The sequence below is a fragment of the Eikenella sp. HMSC061C02 genome (assembly GCF_001809035.1).
GTDB lineage: Bacteria > Pseudomonadota > Gammaproteobacteria > Burkholderiales > Neisseriaceae > Eikenella > Eikenella corrodens.
In genome coordinates, this window is record NZ_KV795513.1 from 1 (window position 1) to 22,693 (window position 22,693).

General features: G+C 55.7%; 23 protein-coding genes. 18 read left to right on the forward strand and 5 right to left on the reverse strand.

Going from position 1 to position 22,693, the window contains the following annotated elements; all coding sequences use genetic code 11:
* Positions 1 to 77 precede the first annotated feature (77 nt).
* Together gyrA and dtd are read left to right on the forward strand one after the other, a co-directional pair.
* Positions 78 to 2,825, forward strand: coding sequence for a DNA gyrase subunit A (gene gyrA, locus HMPREF2541_RS01500; RefSeq protein ID WP_064088040.1), 2,748 nt, complete (start codon positions 78 to 80; stop codon positions 2,823 to 2,825).
* A 187-nt stretch (positions 2,826 to 3,012) separates the two neighbouring features.
* A complete protein-coding gene (gene dtd, locus HMPREF2541_RS01505) occupies positions 3,013 to 3,471 on the forward strand; it encodes a D-aminoacyl-tRNA deacylase (protein WP_003824881.1) in 459 nt (152 codons plus the stop codon).
* 148 nt (positions 3,472 to 3,619) lie between these two features.
* Here dtd and HMPREF2541_RS01510 read toward each other — a convergent pair whose 3' ends face one another.
* Positions 3,620 to 4,255, reverse strand: a complete 636-nt coding sequence (locus tag HMPREF2541_RS01510) for a hypothetical protein (protein ID WP_049257767.1) — start codon at positions 4,253 to 4,255, stop codon at positions 3,620 to 3,622.
* Between the two features lie 110 nt (positions 4,256 to 4,365).
* On the opposite strand from HMPREF2541_RS01510, the gene HMPREF2541_RS01515 reads away from it, so the two are divergent.
* The 5 genes from HMPREF2541_RS01515 (at position 4,366) to secF (ending at position 8,907) form a co-directional block, all read left to right on the forward strand.
* Complete coding sequence (locus HMPREF2541_RS01515; RefSeq protein ID WP_003824879.1) at positions 4,366 to 4,713, forward strand: arsenate reductase; 348 nt, start codon at positions 4,366 to 4,368, stop codon at positions 4,711 to 4,713.
* A gap of 3 nt (positions 4,714 to 4,716) precedes the next feature.
* Positions 4,717 to 5,451 (forward strand): UDP-2,3-diacylglucosamine diphosphatase, encoded by a 735-nt coding sequence (locus HMPREF2541_RS01520; RefSeq protein ID WP_003824878.1) that lies wholly within the window; start codon positions 4,717 to 4,719, stop codon positions 5,449 to 5,451.
* Positions 5,452 to 5,761: 310 nt separating this feature from the next.
* On the forward strand, positions 5,762 to 6,064 hold the full coding sequence (yajC, locus tag HMPREF2541_RS01525) for a preprotein translocase subunit YajC (protein ID WP_003824876.1): 303 nt from the start codon (positions 5,762 to 5,764) through the stop codon (positions 6,062 to 6,064).
* A gap of 67 nt (positions 6,065 to 6,131) precedes the next feature.
* Positions 6,132 to 7,964, forward strand: coding sequence for a protein translocase subunit SecD (gene secD / locus HMPREF2541_RS01530; protein ID WP_064088041.1), 1,833 nt, complete (start codon positions 6,132 to 6,134; stop codon positions 7,962 to 7,964).
* A 1-nt stretch (position 7,965) separates the two neighbouring features.
* Positions 7,966 to 8,907, forward strand: a complete 942-nt coding sequence (secF, locus tag HMPREF2541_RS01535; RefSeq protein ID WP_003824873.1) for a protein translocase subunit SecF — start codon at positions 7,966 to 7,968, stop codon at positions 8,905 to 8,907.
* A 388-nt stretch (positions 8,908 to 9,295) separates the two neighbouring features.
* Here the strand turns inward: secF and HMPREF2541_RS01540 are convergent, their stop codons facing one another.
* A complete protein-coding gene (locus tag HMPREF2541_RS01540) occupies positions 9,296 to 9,598 on the reverse strand; it encodes a diacylglyceryl transferase (protein ID WP_240127242.1) in 303 nt (100 codons plus the stop codon).
* A 378-nt stretch (positions 9,599 to 9,976) separates the two neighbouring features.
* Here HMPREF2541_RS01540 and HMPREF2541_RS01545 point away from each other — a divergent pair, with 378 nt between their 5' ends.
* From HMPREF2541_RS01545 to HMPREF2541_RS01560, 4 genes are all read left to right on the forward strand, one after another.
* Positions 9,977 to 10,576 (forward strand): CDP-alcohol phosphatidyltransferase family protein, encoded by a 600-nt coding sequence (locus HMPREF2541_RS01545; RefSeq protein ID WP_070541378.1) that lies wholly within the window; start codon positions 9,977 to 9,979, stop codon positions 10,574 to 10,576.
* A 10-nt stretch (positions 10,577 to 10,586) separates the two neighbouring features.
* Positions 10,587 to 10,994, forward strand: a complete 408-nt coding sequence (locus HMPREF2541_RS01550) for a hypothetical protein (protein ID WP_003824868.1) — start codon at positions 10,587 to 10,589, stop codon at positions 10,992 to 10,994.
* A gap of 88 nt (positions 10,995 to 11,082) precedes the next feature.
* Positions 11,083 to 11,706, forward strand: coding sequence for a DUF2238 domain-containing protein (locus tag HMPREF2541_RS01555; RefSeq protein WP_003824867.1), 624 nt, complete (start codon positions 11,083 to 11,085; stop codon positions 11,704 to 11,706).
* Positions 11,707 to 11,786: 80 nt separating this feature from the next.
* On the forward strand, positions 11,787 to 13,529 hold the full coding sequence (locus tag HMPREF2541_RS01560; RefSeq protein WP_064088046.1) for a bifunctional alpha/beta hydrolase/class I SAM-dependent methyltransferase: 1,743 nt from the start codon (positions 11,787 to 11,789) through the stop codon (positions 13,527 to 13,529).
* A 48-nt stretch (positions 13,530 to 13,577) separates the two neighbouring features.
* Here HMPREF2541_RS01560 and HMPREF2541_RS01565 read toward each other — a convergent pair whose 3' ends face one another.
* Positions 13,578 to 13,946, reverse strand: a complete 369-nt coding sequence (locus tag HMPREF2541_RS01565; RefSeq protein WP_003824865.1) for an ACP-like domain-containing protein — start codon at positions 13,944 to 13,946, stop codon at positions 13,578 to 13,580.
* Positions 13,947 to 14,208: 262 nt separating this feature from the next.
* Here HMPREF2541_RS01565 and HMPREF2541_RS01570 point away from each other — a divergent pair, with 262 nt between their 5' ends.
* The 5 genes from HMPREF2541_RS01570 (at position 14,209) to HMPREF2541_RS01590 (ending at position 19,325) form a co-directional block, all read left to right on the forward strand.
* Positions 14,209 to 15,777 (forward strand): phosphatase PAP2/dual specificity phosphatase family protein, encoded by a 1,569-nt coding sequence (locus tag HMPREF2541_RS01570; RefSeq protein WP_003824863.1) that lies wholly within the window; start codon positions 14,209 to 14,211, stop codon positions 15,775 to 15,777.
* Positions 15,774 to 16,154: a hypothetical protein gene (locus HMPREF2541_RS01575; protein WP_070541380.1), complete on the forward strand. Its 381-nt coding sequence runs from the start codon at positions 15,774 to 15,776 to the stop codon at positions 16,152 to 16,154. The genes HMPREF2541_RS01570 and HMPREF2541_RS01575 overlap by 4 nt, the downstream gene beginning before the upstream one ends.
* A 4-nt stretch (positions 16,155 to 16,158) precedes the next feature.
* Positions 16,159 to 16,869: a lysophospholipid acyltransferase family protein gene (locus HMPREF2541_RS01580; RefSeq protein WP_003824861.1), complete on the forward strand. Its 711-nt coding sequence runs from the start codon at positions 16,159 to 16,161 to the stop codon at positions 16,867 to 16,869.
* Entirely contained in the window at positions 16,866 to 17,855 is a 990-nt protein-coding gene (locus tag HMPREF2541_RS01585; RefSeq protein WP_003824860.1) for a phosphatidate cytidylyltransferase, read from the forward strand. Before HMPREF2541_RS01580 ends, HMPREF2541_RS01585 begins: the two co-directional genes overlap by 4 nt.
* Before the next feature lie 201 nt (positions 17,856 to 18,056).
* Positions 18,057 to 19,325 carry an NRAMP family divalent metal transporter gene (locus tag HMPREF2541_RS01590; RefSeq protein ID WP_003824858.1) on the forward strand — a complete coding sequence of 423 codons (1,269 nt, stop codon included), beginning with the start codon at positions 18,057 to 18,059 and terminating at the stop codon, positions 19,323 to 19,325.
* Between the two features lie 112 nt (positions 19,326 to 19,437).
* On the opposite strand, the gene HMPREF2541_RS01595 is transcribed toward HMPREF2541_RS01590, so the two are convergent.
* Positions 19,438 to 19,728, reverse strand: coding sequence for a hypothetical protein (locus HMPREF2541_RS01595; protein WP_003824857.1), 291 nt, complete (start codon positions 19,726 to 19,728; stop codon positions 19,438 to 19,440).
* Between the two features lie 215 nt (positions 19,729 to 19,943).
* The gene (locus tag HMPREF2541_RS01600; protein WP_070541382.1) at positions 19,944 to 21,575 is read right to left on the reverse strand and encodes a CTP synthase; all 1,632 of its coding nucleotides are present in this window, start codon (positions 21,573 to 21,575) and stop codon (positions 19,944 to 19,946) included.
* A gap of 210 nt (positions 21,576 to 21,785) precedes the next feature.
* Here HMPREF2541_RS01600 and gmk point away from each other — a divergent pair, with 210 nt between their 5' ends.
* Positions 21,786 to 22,400 carry a guanylate kinase gene (gmk, locus tag HMPREF2541_RS01605; RefSeq protein WP_240075520.1) on the forward strand — a complete coding sequence of 205 codons (615 nt, stop codon included), beginning with the start codon at positions 21,786 to 21,788 and terminating at the stop codon, positions 22,398 to 22,400.
* A gap of 85 nt (positions 22,401 to 22,485) precedes the next feature.
* Positions 22,486 to 22,692, forward strand: coding sequence for a DNA-directed RNA polymerase subunit omega (gene rpoZ, locus HMPREF2541_RS01610; RefSeq protein ID WP_003824851.1), 207 nt, complete (start codon positions 22,486 to 22,488; stop codon positions 22,690 to 22,692).
* Position 22,693 lies beyond the last annotated feature (1 nt).

Sequence of the window (22,693 nt, forward strand, 5' to 3'; positions counted from 1 at the left end):
TTTATCTATGGCAGCCGTCTTGATGATTGATTATGTGATAAAATAACGCGTTTTAATCGATTGGGCTTTAAATCTCCATGAGCAGCACCCACGACCACCGGTTTGCCAAAGAAACTATCCCCGTCAGCCTCGAAGAGGAAATGCGCAAAAGCTATCTCGATTACGCCATGTCTGTAATCGTCGGCCGCGCGCTGCCCGATGTACGCGACGGCCTGAAACCCGTGCACCGCCGCGTGCTCTACGCCATGCACGAGTTGAAAAACAATTGGAACTCGTCTTATAAAAAATCCGCCCGTATCGTGGGCGACGTTATCGGTAAATACCATCCGCACGGCGATTCCGCGGTGTACGACACCATCGTGCGCATGGCGCAGCCCTTCTCCATGCGCTATATGCTGGTAGACGGCCAGGGCAACTTCGGCTCGGTGGACGGCGACGGCGCGGCAGCCATGCGTTACACCGAAATCCGCATGGCGAAAATCGCCCACGAAATGCTGGCCGACATTGAAGAAGATACCGTAAACTTCGGCCCGAACTACGACGGCAGCGAACAAGAGCCGCTGGTGATGCCCACCCGCTTCCCCGCCCTGCTGACCAACGGTTCGGCCGGTATTGCCGTGGGCATGGCCACCAACATCCCGCCGCACAATTTAGGCGACACGGTGGATGCCTGCCTGCAACTCTTGGCCGATCCCGACACGTCTATCGACGCGCTCATCGACACCATCAAAGCCCCAGACTTCCCCACCGGCGCCACCATTTATGGCCTCGCCGGCGTGCGCGAAGGCTACCGCACCGGCCGCGGCCGCGTGGTGATGCGCGGCAAAACCCACATCGAGCCCATCGGTAAACACGGCGAGCGCGAAGCCATCATCATCGATGAAATCCCCTATCAGGTAAACAAAGCCAAGCTGGTGGAAAAAATCGGCGAGCTGGTGCGCGAGAAAACGCTGGAAGGCATTTCCGATTTGCGCGACGAATCCGACAAATCCGGTATGCGCGTGGTCATCGAACTGAAGCGTAATGAAAACGCCGAAGTCGTGCTCAACCAGCTCTACAAACTCACCCAGCTGCAAGACAGCTTCGGCATCAATATGGTGGCCCTGGTCGACGGCCAGCCGCGCCTGTTGAATTTAAAGCAGATTCTGGCCGAATTCCTGCGCCACCGCCGCGAAGTGGTTACCCGCCGCACCTTATTCCGCCTGAAAAAAGCGCGGCACGAAGGCCACATCGCCGAAGGCAAAGCCGTGGCGCTTTCCAATATCGACCCGATGATTCAGCTCATCAAAGAATCCGCTGATGCCGCCGAAGCCAAAGCCAAACTGCTGGCGCGGCCGTGGCAGTCCGGCCTAGTGGGCGATATGCTCAGCCGCACCGATTTGGATTTAAACATGGCGCGCCCCGAAGGGCTACCTGAAAACCTCGGCCTGCGCGAAGACGGCTATTATTTGAGCGACTTGCAAGCCGACGCCATCCTGCGCATGAGCCTGCGCAACCTCACCGGCCTCGACCAAGACACCATCCTCGCCGACTACAAAACCATCATGGCGCAGATTATCGATTTCCTGGATATTTTGGCTAAGCCCGAACGCATCACCCAAATCATCCATGACGAGCTCATCGAAATCAAAACCAACTTCGGCGACCCGCGCCGCAGCGAAATCAACCCGTTCGGCGGCGACATCGCCGATGAAGACCTGATTCCGCCGCGCGAAATGGTGGTTACCCTCACCCACGGCGGCTATATCAAAACCCAGCCCACCACCGACTACCAAGCCCAGCGGCGCGGCGGTCGCGGCAAGCAGGCCGCCGCCACCAAAGACGAAGACTTCATCGAAACCCTGTTTGTGGCCAACACCCACGACTACCTGATGTGCTTCACCAACCACGGCCGCTGCCACTGGATTAAGGTATATAAACTGCCCGAAGGCGGGCGCAACTCGCGCGGCCGCCCGATCAACAACGTTATCCAGCTGGACGAAAACGAAAAAGTCTCCGCCATCCTGCCCGTGCGCGACTTCCCCGAAGACGAATACGTTTTCTTCGCCACCGCTATGGGCGTGGTGAAAAAAGTGCAACTTTCTGCGTTTAAAAACGTGAGCAAAGTTGGCATCAAAGCCATCGCCCTCAAAGAAGGCGATAGCCTGGTGGGTGTAGCGCGCACCTCCGGCCGCAACGACATCATGCTCTTCTCCAACCTCGGCAAAGCCATCCGCTTCAACGAATATTGGGAGCGCAGCAGCGACGATGAAGAAACCGGCGACGACAACGACACCGAAATTTCAGGTAGCCAGGAAGACGACAACGCCGAAAGTGCCCCCATCAGCGGCAAACACGGCGTACGCCCCAGCGGCCGCGGCAGCGGCGGCCTGCGCGGCATGAGACTGCCCGAAAACGGCCGCATCGTCAGCCTTATCACCTTCGCCCCCGAGTGCGAACAGAGCGAACTGCAAGTGCTCACCGCCACCGCCAACGGCTACGGCAAACGCACCCCGATTGCCAGTTACAGCCGCAAAAACAAAGGCGGTCAAGGCAATATCGCCATCAACACCGGCGAGCGCAACGGCGACCTAGTGGCCGCCACCCTGGTGAGCGAAAGTGACGACCTGATGCTGATTACCAGCGGCGGCGTACTCATCCGCACCAAGGTGGAACAAATCCGCGAAACCGGCCGCGCCGCCGCCGGCGTGAAGCTGATTAACCTGGACGAAGGCGAAACCCTCGTCAGCCTCGAGCGCGTAGCCGAAGAAGAGGAAGACGAAGCACAAGCCGCCGAAACCCAAACCTCAGCCGAAAGCCCGAGCCAAGAACAAGGCGAGGCTTAAGCGCCCGCCGAGAAAAGGCTACCTGAAAATAGAGCGCATCAATTTTCAGGTAGCCTTTTGTTTATCCTATCCGCCCTAAACCATCATCCCAGCAATAGGCAGGCAACCAAGCGGCAAGCCGTAAGCAGCATACAAGGCCAAGCCGCACCCTACCTCTTGGGAACCACCAGAAAGGCTACCTGAAACCATGCGTGCCGTTATCCAAAAAGTCAGCCATGCCCACATCGCCGCCGCCGATGCGCCCGATGCACCGTTCAGCCAAATTCCCCACGGCCTGTGCGTACTGCTTGGTGTGGGCGGCGAAGACAGCGAGGCCGACGCCCGCTATATCGCCGATAAAATCGCCCACCTGCGCATCTTTGAAGACGAAGCCGGCAAACTCAATCTGTCGGTGAAAGACACCGGCGGCGAAGTGCTGCTGGTATCGCAATTCACCCTCTACGGCGACGCCCGAAACGGCCGCCGCCCCTCCTTCACCCAAGCCGCCCGCCCAGAACAGGCCGAAGCGCTGTATCAGCAAGTGGCCACACTCTTACGCGGCCACGGCGTGAACGTGGCCGAAGGCCGCTTCCGCACCCACATGCTGGTCAGCCTGTGCAACGACGGGCCGGTAACCATTTTGCTGGATTCGCAAAAAACGTTTTAAAGCAGCACTATAAAGGCTACCTGAAAGCTGCATGACAGCCGCAGATCGGATTCTTGAGTCCGACATCTCACTTAGAAAAACACACGGCGACATTTCCATGCCGCCGTTTTAGTGTGCCATTCTATTTTCAGGTAGCCTGAAACCTTTGCTACTGCGCGGTCTGCGCCACGCCTTCGGCGGGCGGCAGTTCACGCATATCGCGCCAGCCGTCGTTGGTTTTTACCAGCGTGGCCTGTTCCACCCGTTTCAGCGGCAGGCGTTTCTGCCAGGCTTCGCTGCCCTGGCGCACTAGACGTTTTGCCCAGCCATCCATCGTGATGCTGCCCTCATATACCACGCGGGATACGGTGAGGCCGGCAGCATTGGTAGCCGGCTCAGTGTAGTACTGCACTTTATCCACATGCTCATGCCCCAAGCAGAACAGCGGCCCATTTAAGCCGGCGCGGGTATGTTTACGCCCGCTTTCGGTGAGCACGAAAACCAACGCCACATCGTCATCTCCCTCTTTCAAGCGCTCATATAATCCGGCACTCTCCAAAGCCCGCATCTGTTTGATGGCCGCTTCGTTGATGCGTTTGTCTTCCGTATCGCGGCGCGGCAACACAATCCGCTCCGAACCCAGCAGCGGCGCCGCCCCGTCGGCATCCAAAGCCAGCGGCAGGCACACTTCATTTGCCGCCGCATAGCGCGCCAGCACATCTCGAAACTGCCCCTTGCCAGCTTCCTGCGCGCCGCAACCGGCCAGCAGCCCGGCAGCCAAGGCCGCCCATATCCAATGTTTCATAAATTCTCCACAATCAAATATATCCGGCACAGCCTATGCCATGCCATGACAAAAAAACATCCTACCCGTACAATGGCGGGCGTTTCAATCGGCAAGGATTATACACAATAATGACCACCCTCTACGGCATCCCCAACTGCGCCACCGTGAAAAAAGCCCGCGCCTGGCTAGACGAAAAACAAGTGCCCCACGCCTTCGTTAATTTCAAAACCGAAGCCCCCGCGCCCGAACAGCTCGCCCGCTGGCTCGACGCCGTTGATGCAGACGTTCTCATCAACCGCAAAGGCACCACCTGGCGCAAACTCAGCCCGGCCGAACAAGCTGCCGCCGACAGCCGCGAAGGCGCCATCGCCCTGATGCAGGCACAGCCCTCCGTAATCAAACGCCCCGTGCTCGAACACCAAGGCCGCGTCCACATCGGCTTTTCCCCCGAACGCTATTCCGAAATTTTCGCCTGAATCATGAACCAAACCATCTTTATCGCCGACCTCCATCTCTCCGAGCACAGCCCCGAGCTCACCAAACTCTTCCTGCGCCAGCTGCACCAATGGCAAAACACGGCCGATGCCCTCTACATCCTCGGCGACCTGTTCGACGCCTGGGTGGGCGACGATGATCACTCTCCCTTTAACGACCATATCGCCGCCGAATTAAAAGCATTCGCCCAACACAAACCCGTGTATTTCATCCCCGGCAACCGCGATTTCCTGCTCGGCCAAGACTTCGCCAGCCGCAGCGGCATGACCCTGCTGCCCGAGCAGCATCCTATTATCCTCTACGGCCGTCCCTACCTGCTCACCCACGGCGACGAACTCTGCACCGCCGACCTGCCCTATATGCAGTTCCGCGCCCAATCGCGCCAGCCGCAATGGCAGGCCGTCATCCTCGCCAAGCCCCTGGCTGAACGCCGCCTGCTGGCGCAGCAAATCCGCCAGATGAGCGAACGCGGCAAAGCCGAAAACGGCAAAAGCGCCGTTTCCGACGTAACCGAAGAAGCGGTATCCGCCCTGATGGCGCAACACCCCGGTGCTGATCTTATCCACGGCCACACTCACCGCCCAGCCACCCACCAGCACACCCTGCCCAACGGCCAAAGCTTCACCCGCTTTGTGCTGCAAGACTGGTATGGCAAAGAAGGCGGTTGCCTTGTCGTATCACCCGAAGGTGTGAGCGCACAGCATTTGGCCTTAGATTAGCCAAACCCGCGCAGGAATATTTTCAGGTAGCCTTTCCACCGCTTAGGAAGGCTACCTGAAAATCTAACAGGCTACCTGAAACCCCTATCCGCAATATCGCAGATTGTTTCAGGTAGCCTGTGTTAATACCGCTGATAGGGATAGGGATAAAACCCAACCCAACAAAATTTCAGCCCGCCCGACACCCTCCCACCACAAAATTCTCCAGCCCTATGGCAACCTCGCTTAAATTTCTGTTGCACGGGTTGGAAAAACCCCGCCGCCCGTTTACAATGGCACACTTTCATTTTTCTTTTTGGAGTCTTGCCCCATGTTGCATTTCCCACTCGCCGCCGCGGCCCAGCCCGACCTGATGAGTACCATTCAGAGTTTCCTCCCGCTGATTTTCCTCTTCGCCATGCTCTACTTCATGATTCTCCGGCCGAAACAGCGTGACGAGAAGCGCCGCCGCGAGATGCTCAGCGAACTGAAAAAAGGCGACAAAGTGATGACCGGTGCAGGCATGATCGGCAAAGTTTCCAAAATCGGCGAAGAAATCATCGGCCTAGAAGTTGCCCCCAACACCGTGGTCGATTTCCACCGCGACGCCATCATCAAAAAGCTCGACAACTAACCTTTTCCTACGGCGCAGCAGCCGCATTCCGGCCATGCTGCCCGTTTTCCGTTTCTGAAAGCCCGTTATGAACCGTTATCCGCTTTGGAAATACCTGCTGATTGGGCTGGTTATCGTTGTATCCGCCATCTACGCCCTGCCCAACCTCTATGGCGAAACCCCGGCCGTGCAGGTTTCCACCAACCGCCAGTCGATCCACATCGATCAAACCACCGAACAAGCCGTGGCAGAGGCGCTGAAGGCAGCCAACATCCAGCACAACGGCATGTTTATTGCCGACGGCAGCCTGCGCGTGCGTCTGCCCAATGAAGAGTTGCAGAGCAAAGCCCGCGACGTGATCGAGCAGAAATTGGGCGACAACTACATCATCGCCCTCAACTTGATTGCCAATACGCCCGACTGGATGACCAAACTCGGCGCCAACCCGATGTTCCTCGGCCTCGACCTGCGCGGCGGTGTGCACTTTACCATGCGCGTGGACATGCACGCGGCAGTGGACAAAACCTTCGACCGCATCTCCGGCGACTTCCGCCGCCAGCTGCGTAAAGACAAAATCCGCACCGGCAATATGCGCCGCAGCGGCGACACGCTGATTGTGCCCTTCCAAGATGCAGCCACCCTGCAAGCTGCCCTGCCTAAGCTAAAAGAAATCGCACCGGATGTGGAATTGAAGGCTGACGGCAACAACTTGGTGGTGAGCCTGCCCGAAACTACCCAAACGCAAATCCGCGATGCCGCCGTGAAGCAGAATATTAATACCCTGCACAACCGCGTGAACGAATTGGGCGTGGCCGAGCCGATTATTCAGCAGGCCGGCCCCGACCGCATCGTGGTGCAGCTGCCCGGCGTGCAAGACACCGCCAAAGCCAAAGACATCATTGGCCGTACCGCCACGCTGGAAGTACGCATGGTGGCCGACGACCCCGCGCTGCTGCAACAGGCGGAAGCCGGCAACGTGCCGGCCGGCTATGAATTGCTGCCCACCGCCGAAGGTGGCCAGCTGTTGGTGAGCAAACAGGTGGAATTCACCGGCGACAACATCAACGATGCCCAAGCCGGCTTCACCCACGACAACCGCCCGTCGGTAAACCTGAAGCTCGATAACGCCGGCACCAGCATTTTCGCCGACCTGACCCGCAACAACGTCGGCCGCCGCACCGCCATGATCCTGATCGACCAAGGTAAAGCCGAAATCGTTACCGCGCCGACCATCAACGAACCGATTCCCGGCGGCAATGTGCAGATTTCAGGTAGCATGAACGTGGCCGAAGCTAACGACACCGCGCTGCTGCTGCGCGCCGGCTCGCTGGCTGCGCCGATGGAAATCATCGAAGAGCGCACCATCGGCCCGTCTATGGGTAAGGAAAATATCCAAAAAGGTTTCCACTCCACGCTGTGGGGCTTCTTGGTTGTGGCTGCCTTTATGGTGGTGTACTACCGCCTGTTCGGCATCTTCTCCGTACTGGCGCTCACCGCCAACCTATTGTTCCTGGTTGCGATTTTGTCGCTGCTGCAAGCCACGCTCACCCTACCCGGCATTGCGGCCATTGCGCTCACGCTCGGTATGGCCATCGACTCCAACGTGCTGATTAACGAGCGTATCCGCGAAGAACTGCGCGACGGAGTGAGCCCGCAGCAGGCCATCAGCGAAGGCTACCGCCACGCTTGGGACACCATCGTCGATTCCAACATCACCTCGCTGATTGCCGGTATTGCCCTCTTGGTGTTCGGTTCCGGCGCGGTGCGCGGTTTTGCCGTGGTGCACTGTATCGGTATCCTCACTTCCATGTTCTCATCAGTGGTGGTTTCCCGTACCTTTGTCAACTTATGGTATGGCCGCCGCCGCAAACTGAGTAATTTGTCCATCGGCATCACCCTGCCTACCGCAAAGGAGCACTAAGATGGATTTCTTCCACCGTTTGAAACACGACATCCCGTTCATGAGCTACGGCAAAATCACCACTCTGATTTCGCTGATTACCTTCATCGCCGCCGTGTTTTTCCTCGTTACCAAAGGGCTCAACTACTCGGTTGAGTTCACTGGCGGCACCGTTATCGAAGTGCAATACGCCAAAGAAGGCGCTGACCCGAACCAAGTGCGCACGCGCCTGAACGAACTCAAAATGGGCGAAGCCCAAGTGCAAAGTTTGGGCACCAACAAGCAGCTGATGATCCGCCTGCCCAACCGCCAAGACATGACCTCTGCCCAGCTCTCCAACAACGTATTGGAGCTGCTGCGCAAAGACCATGCCGACGCCAGCCTGCGCAAGGTTGAATTCATCGGCCCGCAAGTGGGCGAAGAGCTGGTTACCCACGGCCTGTTGGCCTTGGGCATGGTGGTGATCGGTATCATCATCTACCTCTCCGTGCGTTTCGAATGGCGTTTCGCCGTATCCGCCATCATCGCCAATATGCATGACGTAGTGGTGATTCTCGGCTGCTTCGCCCTGTTCCAATGGGAGTTTTCACTCACTGTGCTGGCCGGTATCTTGGCCGTGCTCGGCTATTCGGTGAACGAATCGGTGGTGGTATTCGACCGTATCCGTGAGAATATCCACAAGCCCGCCATGCGCGGCAAAACCATCCCGCAAATTATCGACAACGCCATCACCGCTACCATGAGCCGCACCATCATCACCCACGGCTCCACCGAAGCCATGGTGGTCTCCATGCTGGTGTTCGGCGGTGCCGCCCTGCACGGCTTTGCCATCGCGCTCACCATCGGTATCGTGTTCGGTATCTACTCCTCCGTACTGGTGGCCAGCCCGCTGCTCCTCTTCTTCGGTCTCACTCGCGAAAACATCCACAAACCGCAGAAGCAGAAAGAAGAAGCTGTGGTGTAAGCAGCTGCTCATTCCGACAGGCATCAAAACGGCATAGGCTACCTGAAAACGCCTATGCCGTTTTATATGGACTATTTTGTGCTGTCTTGCCCTGATACAGATTCAAACTATCATGAATTGGCAGCAATAACCAACCGAATCACGGCACATATATACCTCCTCGGCATAACAAAAGGCTACCTGAAACCCCAGTAGATTTTCAGGTAGCCTTTGCTACAAATGGTATCTGGTAGCGACAGCATATGGCTCATCCAAAGCAGTAAACCACCAAAGATACCGCAATAACGCCAACGCTATACTAAAGGCTACCAAAGAATGCAACGCAGCGTGGTTTCTGCGAAGCTAAAACTTCAGGTAGCCTTTATAAATACAGCCAATATCTTGCTATTTATCTGAATTGTGAAGCTGTTACAGCCTCCCGCACACATTTTGCCTCTGCACCCAACCAGCCAGCGGCCAAACCGCAGCCGTTTTGCTCCAGCCAAAAGTAACCGCCGCCGGCCACCAAAGCAACCACCAAACGAATACCTAAGTTTGAGCCGAAAGTATCCACCACAAACATCATCAGCGCAGCCCAAGCCCAAACTAAGCCCCACTGCAACGCCCATACCGTATCCGTATTAGGCATCTGCCACTGCATAAACCCATTTGCCGCAATGGCAATAACAGTAAAGAAAAAGCCTTCCAGCAAAACGCTCGGCTCGCGCTCACCCATCCAAAGGCACCAAAATCCCAATACAAACGCCATCAACATTTTTGTTTTCCCTTTCCAGCGGTGTTGCTTTCAAACTTAACTATTTATCGATGCCCCAACAATCTGCCAACTAGCAAACCATCGGGTTGAATTATCCGCATATTTTACCCTTATATACAAATTCCTGACAATTCCTAAACCCCATTATCCATCAGCTTACAAACCAAGTTGTACCATTTCAGACAAATGTACCCATCCTGCTACCAGCACTTACCAAAAATACGACCAACTACTTCTTTTTGATACACAACAGACAGCAACCATTTACTGCTTTCATCTATAATACAACCGCCCCCACCACTGAGACCGCATACCATGAGCATCTACGCCCTCAAACCTAAATTCCAAAACCTATTACGCCCGCTGGTGCGGCGGCTGTATCAGAAAGGCGTAACGGCCAATCAGGTAACCGTGTTCGCCTGTACGGTTTCGATTGCGCTCGGGCTGCTGCTGGCTTGCTTGGCGCACCTTCCCGCGTTATTTTGGCTCATGCCCGTGTGGCTATTTCTGCGCATGGCGTTGAACGCGGTGGACGGCATTCTGGCGCGCGAATTTGGCCAACAATCAGCCTTGGGTGGCTACCTGAACGAGATCACAGACGTAGCCGCCGATGCCGCGCTGTATTTGCCTTTTGCCTTCATCGCCCCTTTCGGCGGCGTGCAAATCGCCCTGTTTATTTGGCTGGCGGCCATGACGGAATTTTGCGGTGTGCTGGGGCAGGTACATGGCAACGGGCGGCACTATGACGGCCCGTTCGGCAAGAGCGACCGCGCGTTCTTCATCGGCGCGCTGGCGGTGTGGTATGCGGCAGTAGGCAGTTTCCATATCGCTTTCTACGCCCTGATGTGGCTGGCCTGCGCGGCATTGGCTTACACCTGCTATCGTCGCATCATCAACGGCTTAAAGGCTACCTGAAAACCCAATCATGAAAAAAGTATTCAATGCGTGGACGGTATTTTTGCTGCTACTTATCGCTATCTACACTTATCGCTTCGCCGGGATAACCGGTTGGCACAGCAAAGGGTTGTGGTTGGGTGCCGCCATCTGCGTGGGCTTGGTCTTCTTAGATGTCTATTTAGAAGCCGTGCGGGAAAGCGGGCAATACAGCCGCTTTGAACGCTGCGTTACCAAAATTTGGGTTTGGTTTGCCGTGGCTTTTTTCAGCACCACCGCACTCGCCTTTGCCGGGGCAACCGTTTGGTTGCTGGTGATGGCCGTGCAGTCTATCCCGCGTTCGACTCCGGCCGCCGTGCTGATGTTTATGCTATCCTTCGCAACCGCCCTGTTTGTGATTGTGATGCTGAAACATCTTCAAAGGAATTTGAATTATTGATTTTTTCAGGTAGCCTCCCATACAGGCTACCTGAAAGCCACCCAACAAAATTAAAATCGGTCAACATTTATCCCCACACATCAACCCTATGCAAAAATCCTTCCCCATCATCCCCCTCTTCCTCACCATTTTCATCGCCGCACTCATCGTTTGGTCGGGCATCAACCCGTCCGACCGCGCCGTTTGGTATGCCGAAATCATCCCCGTATCCGCCGTATTTGTCGCACTCATCGCCACTTACCGCCGCTTCCGTTTCAGCAATTTGGCTTATGTATTCATGAGCTTTTGGCTGATTATGCACACCATTGGCGCACACTACACCTTCGCCGACGTGCCCTTCGATTGGGCCAACCGCCTACTTGCCCCGTTTTTGGGCGAAGGACGCAACCATTTCGACCGCGTTGGGCACTACATCATCGGCTTCTACGCCTACCCGATGGCCGAATGGCTGCTGCGCCGCAAACTCTGCCGTGTGCCGATTGCCTTATTCTTTTCCCTGTTCTTCATCATGAGCGTGGCCGCAGCTTACGAAATCATCGAATGGCAGTATGCCGTAATCGACGGCGGCCAGGCCGGCATAGAAGTGCTCGGCTCACAAGGCGATATTTGGGACGCGCAAAAAGACATGCTCTCCGACACGCTGGGCGCGCTCACTTCCTTATTCGTCTTCCTGTTCACCCGCCCAGATAAACATTTGGGCAGCCAATCTTAACTGTTAAAGGCTACCTGAAAACGCATCAAACCGCTTTTCAGGTAGCCTCTTTAAAATGTATCTCACCAAGGAGTACACATATGCAGGAACAGCAAAAACACTTCGCCACCCAAGACGGCACCAAACTTTTCTACCGCTACCGCCCCGCTGCCGACGGCTCTTCCGATAAAGCCATCGTGTTGTTCCATCGCGGCCACGAGCATTCCGGCCGGATGATGTTTGTTGCCGACGAACTCGGTTTCGACGATTTTGCCTATTTCGCATGGGACGCGCGCGGTCATGGGCACAGCCCCGGCGAACGCGGCGACAGCCCCAGCATCGGTACTTCCGTTGCCGACGTGGACGACTTTATCCGCCACATCCAAAGCGAATACGGCATCAAGCCTGAAAACATCTGCGTGATCGCGCAAAGCGTCGGCGCGGTATTGGTGTCCACTTGGCTGCACGACTACGCGCCGAAAATCCGCTGCGCCGTATTGGCATCGCCCGCATTCAAAGTCAAACTCTACGTCCCTTTTGCCCGCACGGGTCTGAAAATCATGCAGAAATGGCGCGGCAATTTCTTTGTCAACAGCTACGTCAAAGCCCACTACCTGACCCACAACCAAGAACGCCAAACCAGCTACGACAACGATCCGCTCATCACCCGCGCCATTTCCGTGCGCATTCTGCTCGGTTTATATGAGGCCGCCGAACGCGTCGTCGCCGACGCGCAAGCCATTACCACGCCTGTACAGCTTTTGATTTCAGGCAGCGATTGGGTGGTTCACCACAAACCGCAACACGATTTCTACAACCGCCTGAGCAGCCGCATCAAAGAACGCCATATCCTGCCCGGCTTCTATCACGACACCTTGGGCGAGCAAAACCGTGAAATCGCCTTTGTCGAAATGCGCCGCTTTATCCGCCAGCGTTTCGACAACCCACCCCTACCGATTGATCTGACCCAAGAGCACCTACACGGCGACAGCCGCCGTGAAGCCGACGAACTGGCCACACCTTTACCCATCTGGTCGCCGCGCGGCGCATTTTGGGCGGTTTACCGCGCCTCCCTCGATCTTGGCGCGCGTTGGAGCGAAGGTTTGAAAATCGGCAAAGAAACCGGCTACGACTCCGGCAGCACGCTGGATTATGTGTACCGCAACCAGCCGCAAGGCAGCAATGCCTTTGGTGTGGCGGTGGACAAACATTATCTGAACGCCATCGGCTGGCGCGGTATCCGTCAACGCAAAATCAATATCGGCAAAGCGATTCAGACGGCCTCTGCCAAGCTGCGCGAAGCGGGCAAACCGGTACACGTTCTCGATATTGCGTCGGGACACGGCCGCTATGTGCTTGACGCGTTGACTGCCGACACGTTGCCCGATTCTGTGCGCCTGCGTGATTACAGCCCGATTAACGTCGAAGCCGGCCGCAAGCTGATTGCCGAACGCGGCCTGCAAGACACGGTTACTTTTAACGAAGTCAATGCCTACGACCGCGCCAACTATCAGGATTTGCAACCGCGTCCGACGCTCGGCATTGTTTCCGGTTTGCACGAATTGTTTGCCGACAACGATTTGATTTTGAACTCGCTCTACGGCTTCGGCGATGCGATTGAAACAGGTGGTTACCTGATTTACACCGGACAGCCGTGGCATCCGCAGCTCGAAATGATTGCGCGCGCGCTGACCAGCCACAAAGCGGGCAGCCCCAATTGGGTAATGCGCCGCCGCAGCCAGCAGGAAATGGATCAGTTGGTTGAGCAAGCCGGTTTTGAAAAAATCCGCCAATGGATAGACGAAGACGGTATTTTCACCGTTAGCCTGGCAGTGAAAAAATAAAATAAGAAAAGGCCGCCTGAAAATCAGACGGCCTTTTATCGAAAAATCTTAGTTGCTGGCGTTCACAGGTGAGCAGTTTTTCACCACGAAACGGCCGCCAGGAGCGGTCAAACCCACCACATCGGAGGTGGTGTGGGTGTTTCTGTCGATGTAGCCGGCAGACAGAGAGTAGCCGCGACGGTTGCTGAAGGTGGTACCGGTGCTGTCGGACTGTCTTCTGTTATAAGCCAGGTTTACCTGCGTACCGGCGGCATTCACCGCAGCGCTTACCGGCTTGCCTTGGCGGTTGAACTCATACAACACGTTCAACTGTTTGCCGTTGTCGCAGGTGTAGGAAACCATGCCGCCGGGCGCAGCCGCAGCACTCAGGGAAACGGCAGCCAGTGCAGCCGCAGTAACAACAGATAATAGTTTCATAATGGTTATGACTCCTAATTGAGCATCAAGAAATTTTTCAGGTAGCCTCAAGCTGCCTGCGCTGCTCCTAAAGCAAATGAATAATCTGCCCGGCAGCGGGCGCTATTGTATTCCTCCGGCAAGAATATGCAACCAATATAACAGTAAAATAATATTATGCTTCTGATATGGAAAATTAACTTAATTTCTGCCACCACATTGGCATGCCTTGTATTGAAAGCGGATTTCATCTGATTTGCACCGAACGTTTACAATCCACTCCATGAAACCCACCCTGAAAACCTCTCTACTCAAGCTTGCCTTGGTCGGTGCGCTGTTCTACACCAGCTACGGCCTGTCCAACCATTACGCGGCATCGCTGGCCTATGTGCCGGAAGTCGCTTTTGCGTGGGAGCGCGGCATTCCGTTTTGGGCGTGGACGATTGTGCCTTATTGGTCGCTGAACCTGATGTATGCGGCGGCGTTTTTCCTTTGTCGAGATGCGGGCGAACAAAACCGCTACGTCGCACGGCTGGTGGCGGCGCAAATCATTGCTACCACTTGCTTCATGCTGTTCCCGCTGCATTTCAGCTGGCAGAAGCCGCCTACCGACGGACTGTGGGGTTGGCTTTTTGATTCGTTGGTAGCGTTTGACTTGCCGTACAACCAAGCGCCATCGCTGCATATCGCGCTGTCTATCATTGTCGGTGCATTTTATTGGACGCGATTTCCTAAAATCCGTTTGCCGATTTTGCTGTGGCAAAGCCTGATTGCTTTGTCGGTACTGACGACTTACCAACACCATTTTATCGACGTGCCGACCGGTGCGCTGTTGGGCTGGCTGGTGTTGTGGGCAATACCGCAATACGGCGTATCGCCGTTCAAGAGGCGAGATTTGTTTGTAGTACAGCCAGCTGAACAAACAGGCTACCTGAAAACGGTATCTTGCGAAGCAAAGCTGAGTTCCGGTAAAGCCAAAATCTCCCCCGAAACACGTTCCCGCGAAATCAAAATCGCCATGCTGTATCTGGCGGGCGCGGTATTGTCGGCTCTGCCTGCTTTGTTCGGTGGCGCGTGGTTGTGGATGTTGTGGGTCAGCGTATCGTTATTGGTGGTTGCTTTCGCCTATTTGACCGGCAACGCGGTGTTCCAAAAACAGGCAGACGGCAGGCTGTCGGCGGCGGCAACGATTTTGCTGCTGCCTTATCTGGCAGGCGTGCGGCTGAACATGGCTTATTGGCTGCGTGGCAAGGCGAAGACGGCGCAGGTGCGCGATGATGTGTGGATTGGCAGTATCTCAGGGGTTGCGGAGATTCAGCATTGCGGCGGAGTTTTTGGGAAAAAAACGGCATCTGCTGCGTTAAAAATGCTCTCAAGATGTTCAACCTTGCTGCGCTTTTTGCCTTGCATCTACCATTTTTTGCCACAAAAATCCGCTTCACAAGCTAAATCTCCGCAACCCCTGGTAATTTCAGACGGCCTCCCCGCCGTATTGGACGTATGCGCCGAATATCCCCGTCCTCGTTATCACGGCGCATACCGCACTTTGCCGCTATTGGATATGGTTGCGCCGTCTGAAAACGATTTGGTGCAGGCGGCTTTGTTGCTGGAAGCATTGCGCCGGCAACACGGCAAGGTTCTGACCTGTTGCGCGCTGGGCTACGGACGCAGCGCGTCGGTGGTGCTTACTTGGCTGCTGGTTTACGGCGGCTGCCGGGATTTGGCGCAGGCAACGGCGGAGCTGAAACAGGCCCGCCCGCAGATGGTGCTGCCGCAGGAAACGGCCAAGGCAGTAGAAGCAGCAGCAGGCTACCTGAAAAACTTCGGCGCAGATCAAAAGGAAAACCCATGAACACGATACCAGCAACCGACAGCCTAGTTACCGCTCGCCTGCTCGCCACCGCCCGCCATACCGCCGCATTCAATGCCTTGCTGCTGGCTTTGTCGGCACAACAGGGCGGCGCGTGGGCGGCAGTGCAGCTGATTGTGGCCGCAGCGCTGTTATACTGCTACATCCGCATCGAGTTCGACCGCCGCGTGTTCCAAGATTTCGCCGACGGCCGCTACACGCCCGAAGCCTTCGACCAAACTTTACGGCAAACCGGCTTGCGCCGCATTGCAGACAGCCACAATATGCCGCAACGTGTATCGGGCGCACTCGCCTTATGGCGCAAAAGCTTGTATCTAACCGCTGCACAATCAACAATATTCCTGATCCAACTCCTCTGATGCCATGAAAAACTTTCTTAAAAAACAACTTGCCTGGCTAACCGACCAAGCATTGTATCTGTCGGTATCCTTCCTCACCGGGGTTCAGCCCAAAAGTCCGCACGAGCTGGCGTTCGATCCGCAGCAAAAAGTGTATTACGCCAATCACGGCAGCCACGGCGATTTCTTGCTGGTGTGGATTTCCCTGCCGCGACACTGGCGGCTTTCCGCGCGCCCCGTGGCCGGCTCGGATTACTGGCTGACCAACAAACTCAAACGCTTCATCATCCAAAACGTCTTCAACGCGCTCTTGATTCCGCGCCACAGCGACAATCCGCAGTTGATTACCGAGCAGATGAACCATGCGCTCCAAGCGGGCGATTCGCTGATTATTTTCCCCGAAGGCACACGCAATACGGACGAAAACGAAATCCTGCTTCCATTCAAATCAGGCATTTACCATCTAGCCAAAAGCAAACCGGATACCGAATTTGTGCCGATATGGATAGACAACATCAACCGCGTCCTGCCCAAAGGTAAAGTGCTGCCCGTGCCGCTGTTGTGTGAAGTCCATATTGGCGAACCGCTGACCCTGCGCGAAGATGAAGACAAAGAAGCCTTCCTCGCCCGTAGCCGCGAAGCCCTGCTGGCCTTAAAACCGTCTGAAAGCGAACGGAGCGAGGTTCGCCCAAACAAACACGCTGAGCCGCACCAAAACACAGGAGAAGCATCATGAGCTTTGCCAACACATCCAGCCAAATCATTACCGAACAAACCGCCGCCCATCTGACCCCGCAGGCAGGCTATATCTTTACCGGCGTGTTTGCCGTATTGATTTTCGCCAGCATCATCGGGCAATGGCTGAAACGCAAAAACGGCGCAGGCAATGCTACCATCGCCAACCTCAACGCCCGCATCTACGCTTGGTGGTTGATGACGCTGGTGCTGCTGGCCGCCTTCTGGTTCGGCAAAGCCGGTACGGTGGTGTTGTTTTTCCTGATTTCGTTTGCCGCCTTGCGCGAATTCATGACCCTCGTTTACCGCCGCCGCAGCGATTATTACAGCATGGTCACCTGCTTCTACCTGCTGCTGCCGGTGCAATATTATTTTGTTTATGACGGCTGGTACGGCATGTTCAGCATTTTCATCCCCGTGTACGGCTTTCTGGTGTTGCCGATTATTGCCAGCCTGAGCGGCCAAACCGCCCATTTCCTCGAACGCGCCGCCAAAACGCAGTGGATGGCGATGATCTGCATCTTCTGCCTCTCCCATGTGCCAGCCCTGATGTTCCTGAATTTGGACGGCTTCGACAGCAGCGGCAATATCCTGCTGCTGATTTTCCTAATCGGTGTGGTACAAGCTTCGGACGTGTTGCAATACGTTTGGGGCAAATTGGTGGGTGGTGCCAAAATTATGCCCTCGCTTTCCCCGTCTAAAACCGTATCCGGCACGGTGGGCGGCATTTTGTCTGCCACCGCGCTTGCCGCATTGATGTCGCCGATTACCCCGTTTAGCCACGGCCAGGCTGCCGCCATCGGTTTCACTATTTGCCTGATGGGTTTCTTCGGCGGGCTGGTGATGTCTGCCATCAAGCGCGACTACGGCGTGAAAGACTGGGGCAACATGATCCGTGGCCATGGCGGCATGCTCGACCGCGTGGACTCCATCTGCTTTGCCGCACCGATTTTCTTCCACATCGTCCGCTACTATTGGCACGGCTAACGGCAAGTAAAAAGCGATACCAGGCTACCTGAAAAAAGTTTCATAGCACATTATGCTTGCAATACACCAATTTCTGCTTGAAATAGAATAATTTTGATTAAATAAAATATAAAATAGCCAAATATTTATTAGGGCGCGTTTTGATTTACGTTAAAATGCGCCTTTTTTTTCGTGAAGGACGCCTCACCAGGCGGGAATTTTATGTCTGAACACCACGCACACGCTTCAACTTGGAAAAGCCGCATCAACGCGCTGGGCCCCGGAATCATGATGGCCTCGGCAGCGGTGGGCGGTTCACACCTGATTGCCTCCACCCAGGCCGGCGCGCTCTACGGCTGGCAGTTGGCGCTGATCATTATCCTCACCAACCTGTTTAAATACCCGTTTTTCCGCTTCAGCGCACACTACACGCTGGACATGGGCAAAAGCCTGATTGAAGGCTATGCCGAGAAAAGCCGCTTTTATTTGTGGGTGTTCCTGATTTTGTGCGTGGCATCGGCCACGATTAACGCCGGCGCAGTGGCCATCGTAACCGCCGCCATCGTCAAAATGGCGATTCCTTCGCTAACGTTGGATGTAGGCGCAATCTCCGCGCTGATTATGGCCTCCTGCCTGATTATCCTGGCCAGCGGGCGCTACAAGGCTTTGGATAATGTTTCCAAAATCATCATCGTGAGCCTTACCATCGCCACCGTGGCCGCAGCCGCCATCGCCATGTCGCGCGGCATGCAGATGAAGCCCGACTTTATCGAGCCTACTCCGTGGACATTCACCGCCTTAGGCTTCCTCATCGCGCTGATGGGCTGGATGCCGGCGCCGATTGAAATTTCGGCCATCAATTCGCTATGGGTAACCGAAAAACAACGGCTCAATCCTTCCAGCTACCGCGACGGCATTTTCGATTTCAACGTCGGCTACATCACCAGTGCAGTGCTGGCCGTGGTGTTCCTCGCCTTGGGTGCATATGTGCAATATGGCAACGGCGAAGAAGTGCAGATGGCAGGCGGCAAATACGTGAGCCAGCTAATCAATATGTATGCTGTTACCATTGGCAGCTGGTCGAAACCGCTGGTGGCCTTCATCGCCTTCGCCTGCATGTACGGCACCACGATTACCGTGGTAGACGGCTATGCACGCGCCATCGCCGAACCCATCCGACTGCTGCGCGGCAAAGACAAAACCGGCAATATCGAGCTTTTTGCCTGGAATACTTGGGTGGCCGGCTCCGGATTGGCAGTGATTTTCTGGTTCAACAGCGCTATGGCCGAACTGCTCAAATTCGCCATGATCACCGCCTTCCTCTCCGCCCCAGTGTTTGCCTGGCTCAACTACCGCCTCGTGAAAGGCGACGAACGCCATAAACTCACCGCCGGCATGAACTTCCTCGCCATCATCGGCCTCATCTACCTCACCGGGTTTACCCTGCTGTTCCTGCTAAACTTGAGCGGCCTGTTGGATCCACTGAAGTAAACATCATCCGCCAAGCAAAAGGCTACCTGAAATTTTTCAGGTAGCCTTTTAATTCCAATCCATATCCCCGTAATGGGTTCTACATTAGAGCGTACACCACCAAGCATCCGCCCTACCCCCGCTGCCAGCCCTTACGCCTCAAATGCACCATGGCCAACGAACGTATTTCATACAGCGCCTCGGTAGCCGTTTCAAATTCAGTGAGCAGACCATGCTCAGCTGCGGAGAACGGCGGGGAATCATTCCAAGAGCCCATGCCGCCGAACACCTGGGTTTGCTCGCACACCAGCTGCAAGCGCTCACGCTCCGGCAGCGATTCGTTTGCCAAGGTCTGCAGAGCCCGATCGAAAAAAGCCTGCTTCCAATGTTGTTCGCCAATCGCTTCGGCGAGCGAGTTGGGCAATATCGGTTAATGCTTGGTCAAAACGCCGTAACAACTCTGGCTCGGTCATGTATTTTTTCCTGATTGCTGCAAATAGTGGCCAGCCGAACAATCATCTGTGCATAGCCAATCATCGGCATAATCGCCCGGCCTGCCAACCAAACAAAAGTCTACCTGAAAAGCTCGGCTGCGTTTGCAATCGGTTTTTCAGGTAGCCTCTGGCATTGCAATCTTACTTACTCTTTATGCTGCAAGGCAGCTTTCACAAACGAGGTGAACAGCGGATGCCCTTTGCGCGGAGTGGAAGTGAATTCGGGGTGGAACTGGCTGGCGAAGAACCAAGGATGCGTGCCCTGCGGCAGCTCGATGGTTTCCACCAAGCATTCGCGCCCGCCGGATACGCCGCTGATCACCAGCCCGGCCTTTTCCAGCGCCGGAACGAAATGGTTGTTTACTTCATAGCGGTGGCGGTGGCGTTCTTTGATATTGGTGCTGCCGTAGATGGCGGCGGCCAGGCTGCCGTCGGCAAGCGCCACTTCCTGCGCGCCCAAGCGCATGGTGCCGCCCAAATCGGCGTGTTCGTCGCGTTTTTCCACCGCGCCGTCGGCGGTTTGCCATTCATCAATCAGCGCCACCACGGGATAGGGCGTTTTCAAATCGAATTCGGTGGAGTTGGCGCCTTCCATGCCGGCCATGTGGCGGGCAAACTCGATGAGCGCAATCTGCATACCGAGGCAGATGCCCAAATAGGGCACTTTGTTTTCGCGGGCATAGCGGGCGGCGGCGATTTTGCCTTCCACGCCGCGCACGCCGAAACCGCCGGGCACGAGGATGGCATCGAAGTTTTTCAGGCAGTCCGTGCCTTCGGTTTCGATGTTTTCGCTGTCGATATAGGTGATGCACACCTTGGTTTCGGTGTGGATGCCGGCGTGCTTCAGGGCTTCACTGAGAGATTTGTAGGATTCGGTCAGATCCACATATTTGCCCACCATGGCGATGTGTACGGTGTGCTTCGGATGCTCGATGGCATGCACGATTTTGCGCCATTCGGTGAGGTCGGCCTGCTGGATATTGAGCTGGAGCTGCTCGCAAATGGCATCGTCGATGCCCTGGCCGTGCAGCATTTCGGGGATTTTATAGATGCTGTCGGCATCATAGCAGCCGATTACGGCGCGCTCTTCCACGTTGCAGAACAAGGCGATTTTGCGCCGCTCTTCTTCAGGCAGCAGCCTGTCCATACGGCAAATAAGCACGTCGGGCTGGATGCCGATTTCGCGCAATTCTTTCACCGAATGCTGAGTGGGCTTAGTTTTGATTTCGCCGGCGGCGGCGATGTAGGGGACGTAGCTTAAGTGGACGAACAAGGTGTTGGCGCGGCCGAGCTGGCTGCGCATCTGGCGGATGGCTTCCAAAAACGGCAGCGATTCGATGTCGCCCACCGTACCGCCGATTTCCACAATAGCCACGTCTTTATTGGCTGCGCCTTCGTGGATACGGCGTTTGATTTCGTCGGTGATGTGCGGAATCACCTGCACCGTGCCGCCCAAATAGTCGCCGCGGCGCTCTTTGGCAATCACGTTTTCATACACCTGCCCGGCGCTGAAGCTGTTGGCACGGGTGAGCTTGGCGTCGATGAAACGTTCGTAGTGGCCGAGGTCGAGGTCGGTTTCCGCGCCGTCTTCGGTCACAAATACCTCGCCATGCTGGAAAGGGCTCATCGTGCCGGGATCCACGTTGATATACGGATCCAGCTTAAGCATGGTTACATTCAGCCCGCGCGATTCGAGGATGGCGGCAATAGAAGCGGCGGCGATACCTTTCCCTAAGGAAGATACCACGCCGCCGGTTACGAAAATAAATTTGGTCATGATGCAATGCCCGATTTGGAAAGCGTAATTTTACCCCGTTTCCCGCAAAAGCAAAAGCGCGGGGATTTTCGGTTTTCAGGTAGCCTTTACTCGGGCAGGCTACCTGAAAACCGCACACCAACAAAGTGCAAAGCCTGATCCGCCGCCCTTTCAAAGCCCTGAATGCTATGCGATAATACGCCCGAATTTCAACTAAAAAATTTCCGCACCATGCAAGGCAATATTTTTGTTATTTCCGCCGCCTCAGGCACAGGCAAAACCACGCTGATCGCCCGGCTGCTGCAGCACCATTCCGACATCCGCGTGTCCGTTTCCCACACCACCCGCGCCCCGCGCCGCGGCGAGGAAAACGGCAAACACTACCACTTCGTCAGCGTGCCCGAATTCGAGCGCATGATAGAAGAAGGCCAGTTCGTGGAATACGCCAAAGTGTACGGCAACTACTACGGCACCAGCACCCAAAGCCTGGAAAGCCTCACCCGCCAAGGCGTCGACGTTATCCTCGAAATCGACACCCAAGGTGCGGAACAAATCCGCCGCCTGCTGCCGCAGGCCTACAGCATCTTCATCGCCCCGCCATCTTTGACCACTTTGGAGCAGCGCCTGCGCCAGCGCGCCGCCGATGCCCCGCAAGTGATTGCCGTGCGGCTGGCCGAAGCGCGCAACGAAATCGAGCAGGCGCGCCTATTCGACTATTTGGTGGTAAACGACGACCTTACCGCCGCCGAAGCCGCCTTGTTGCACATCATCAAATCCCAGCGTTGCCGTTTGGAAAACCAAACGCCCTTCCTCAACGAACTGCTCGGCAGCGGCGACAACACTTAATTTTATTTTTCAGGTAGCCTCCAGCTGCCCGCAGGCTACCTGAAAACATTTACCCCATTAATTCACCACATATAAGGAACACATCATGGCACGTATTACCGTAGAAGACTGCATCACCCGCATCCCCAACCACTTCAATCTCACCCTGGCCGCCGCCTACCGCGCCCGCCAGCTGGCCAACGGCTCCATGCCTCTGGTGGACGACATCCGCAACAACAAACCCACCGTAACCGCCCTGCGCGAAATCGCCGCCGGCCAAATCGGCGAAGAAATCCTCTCCCGCAGTAAGTAAC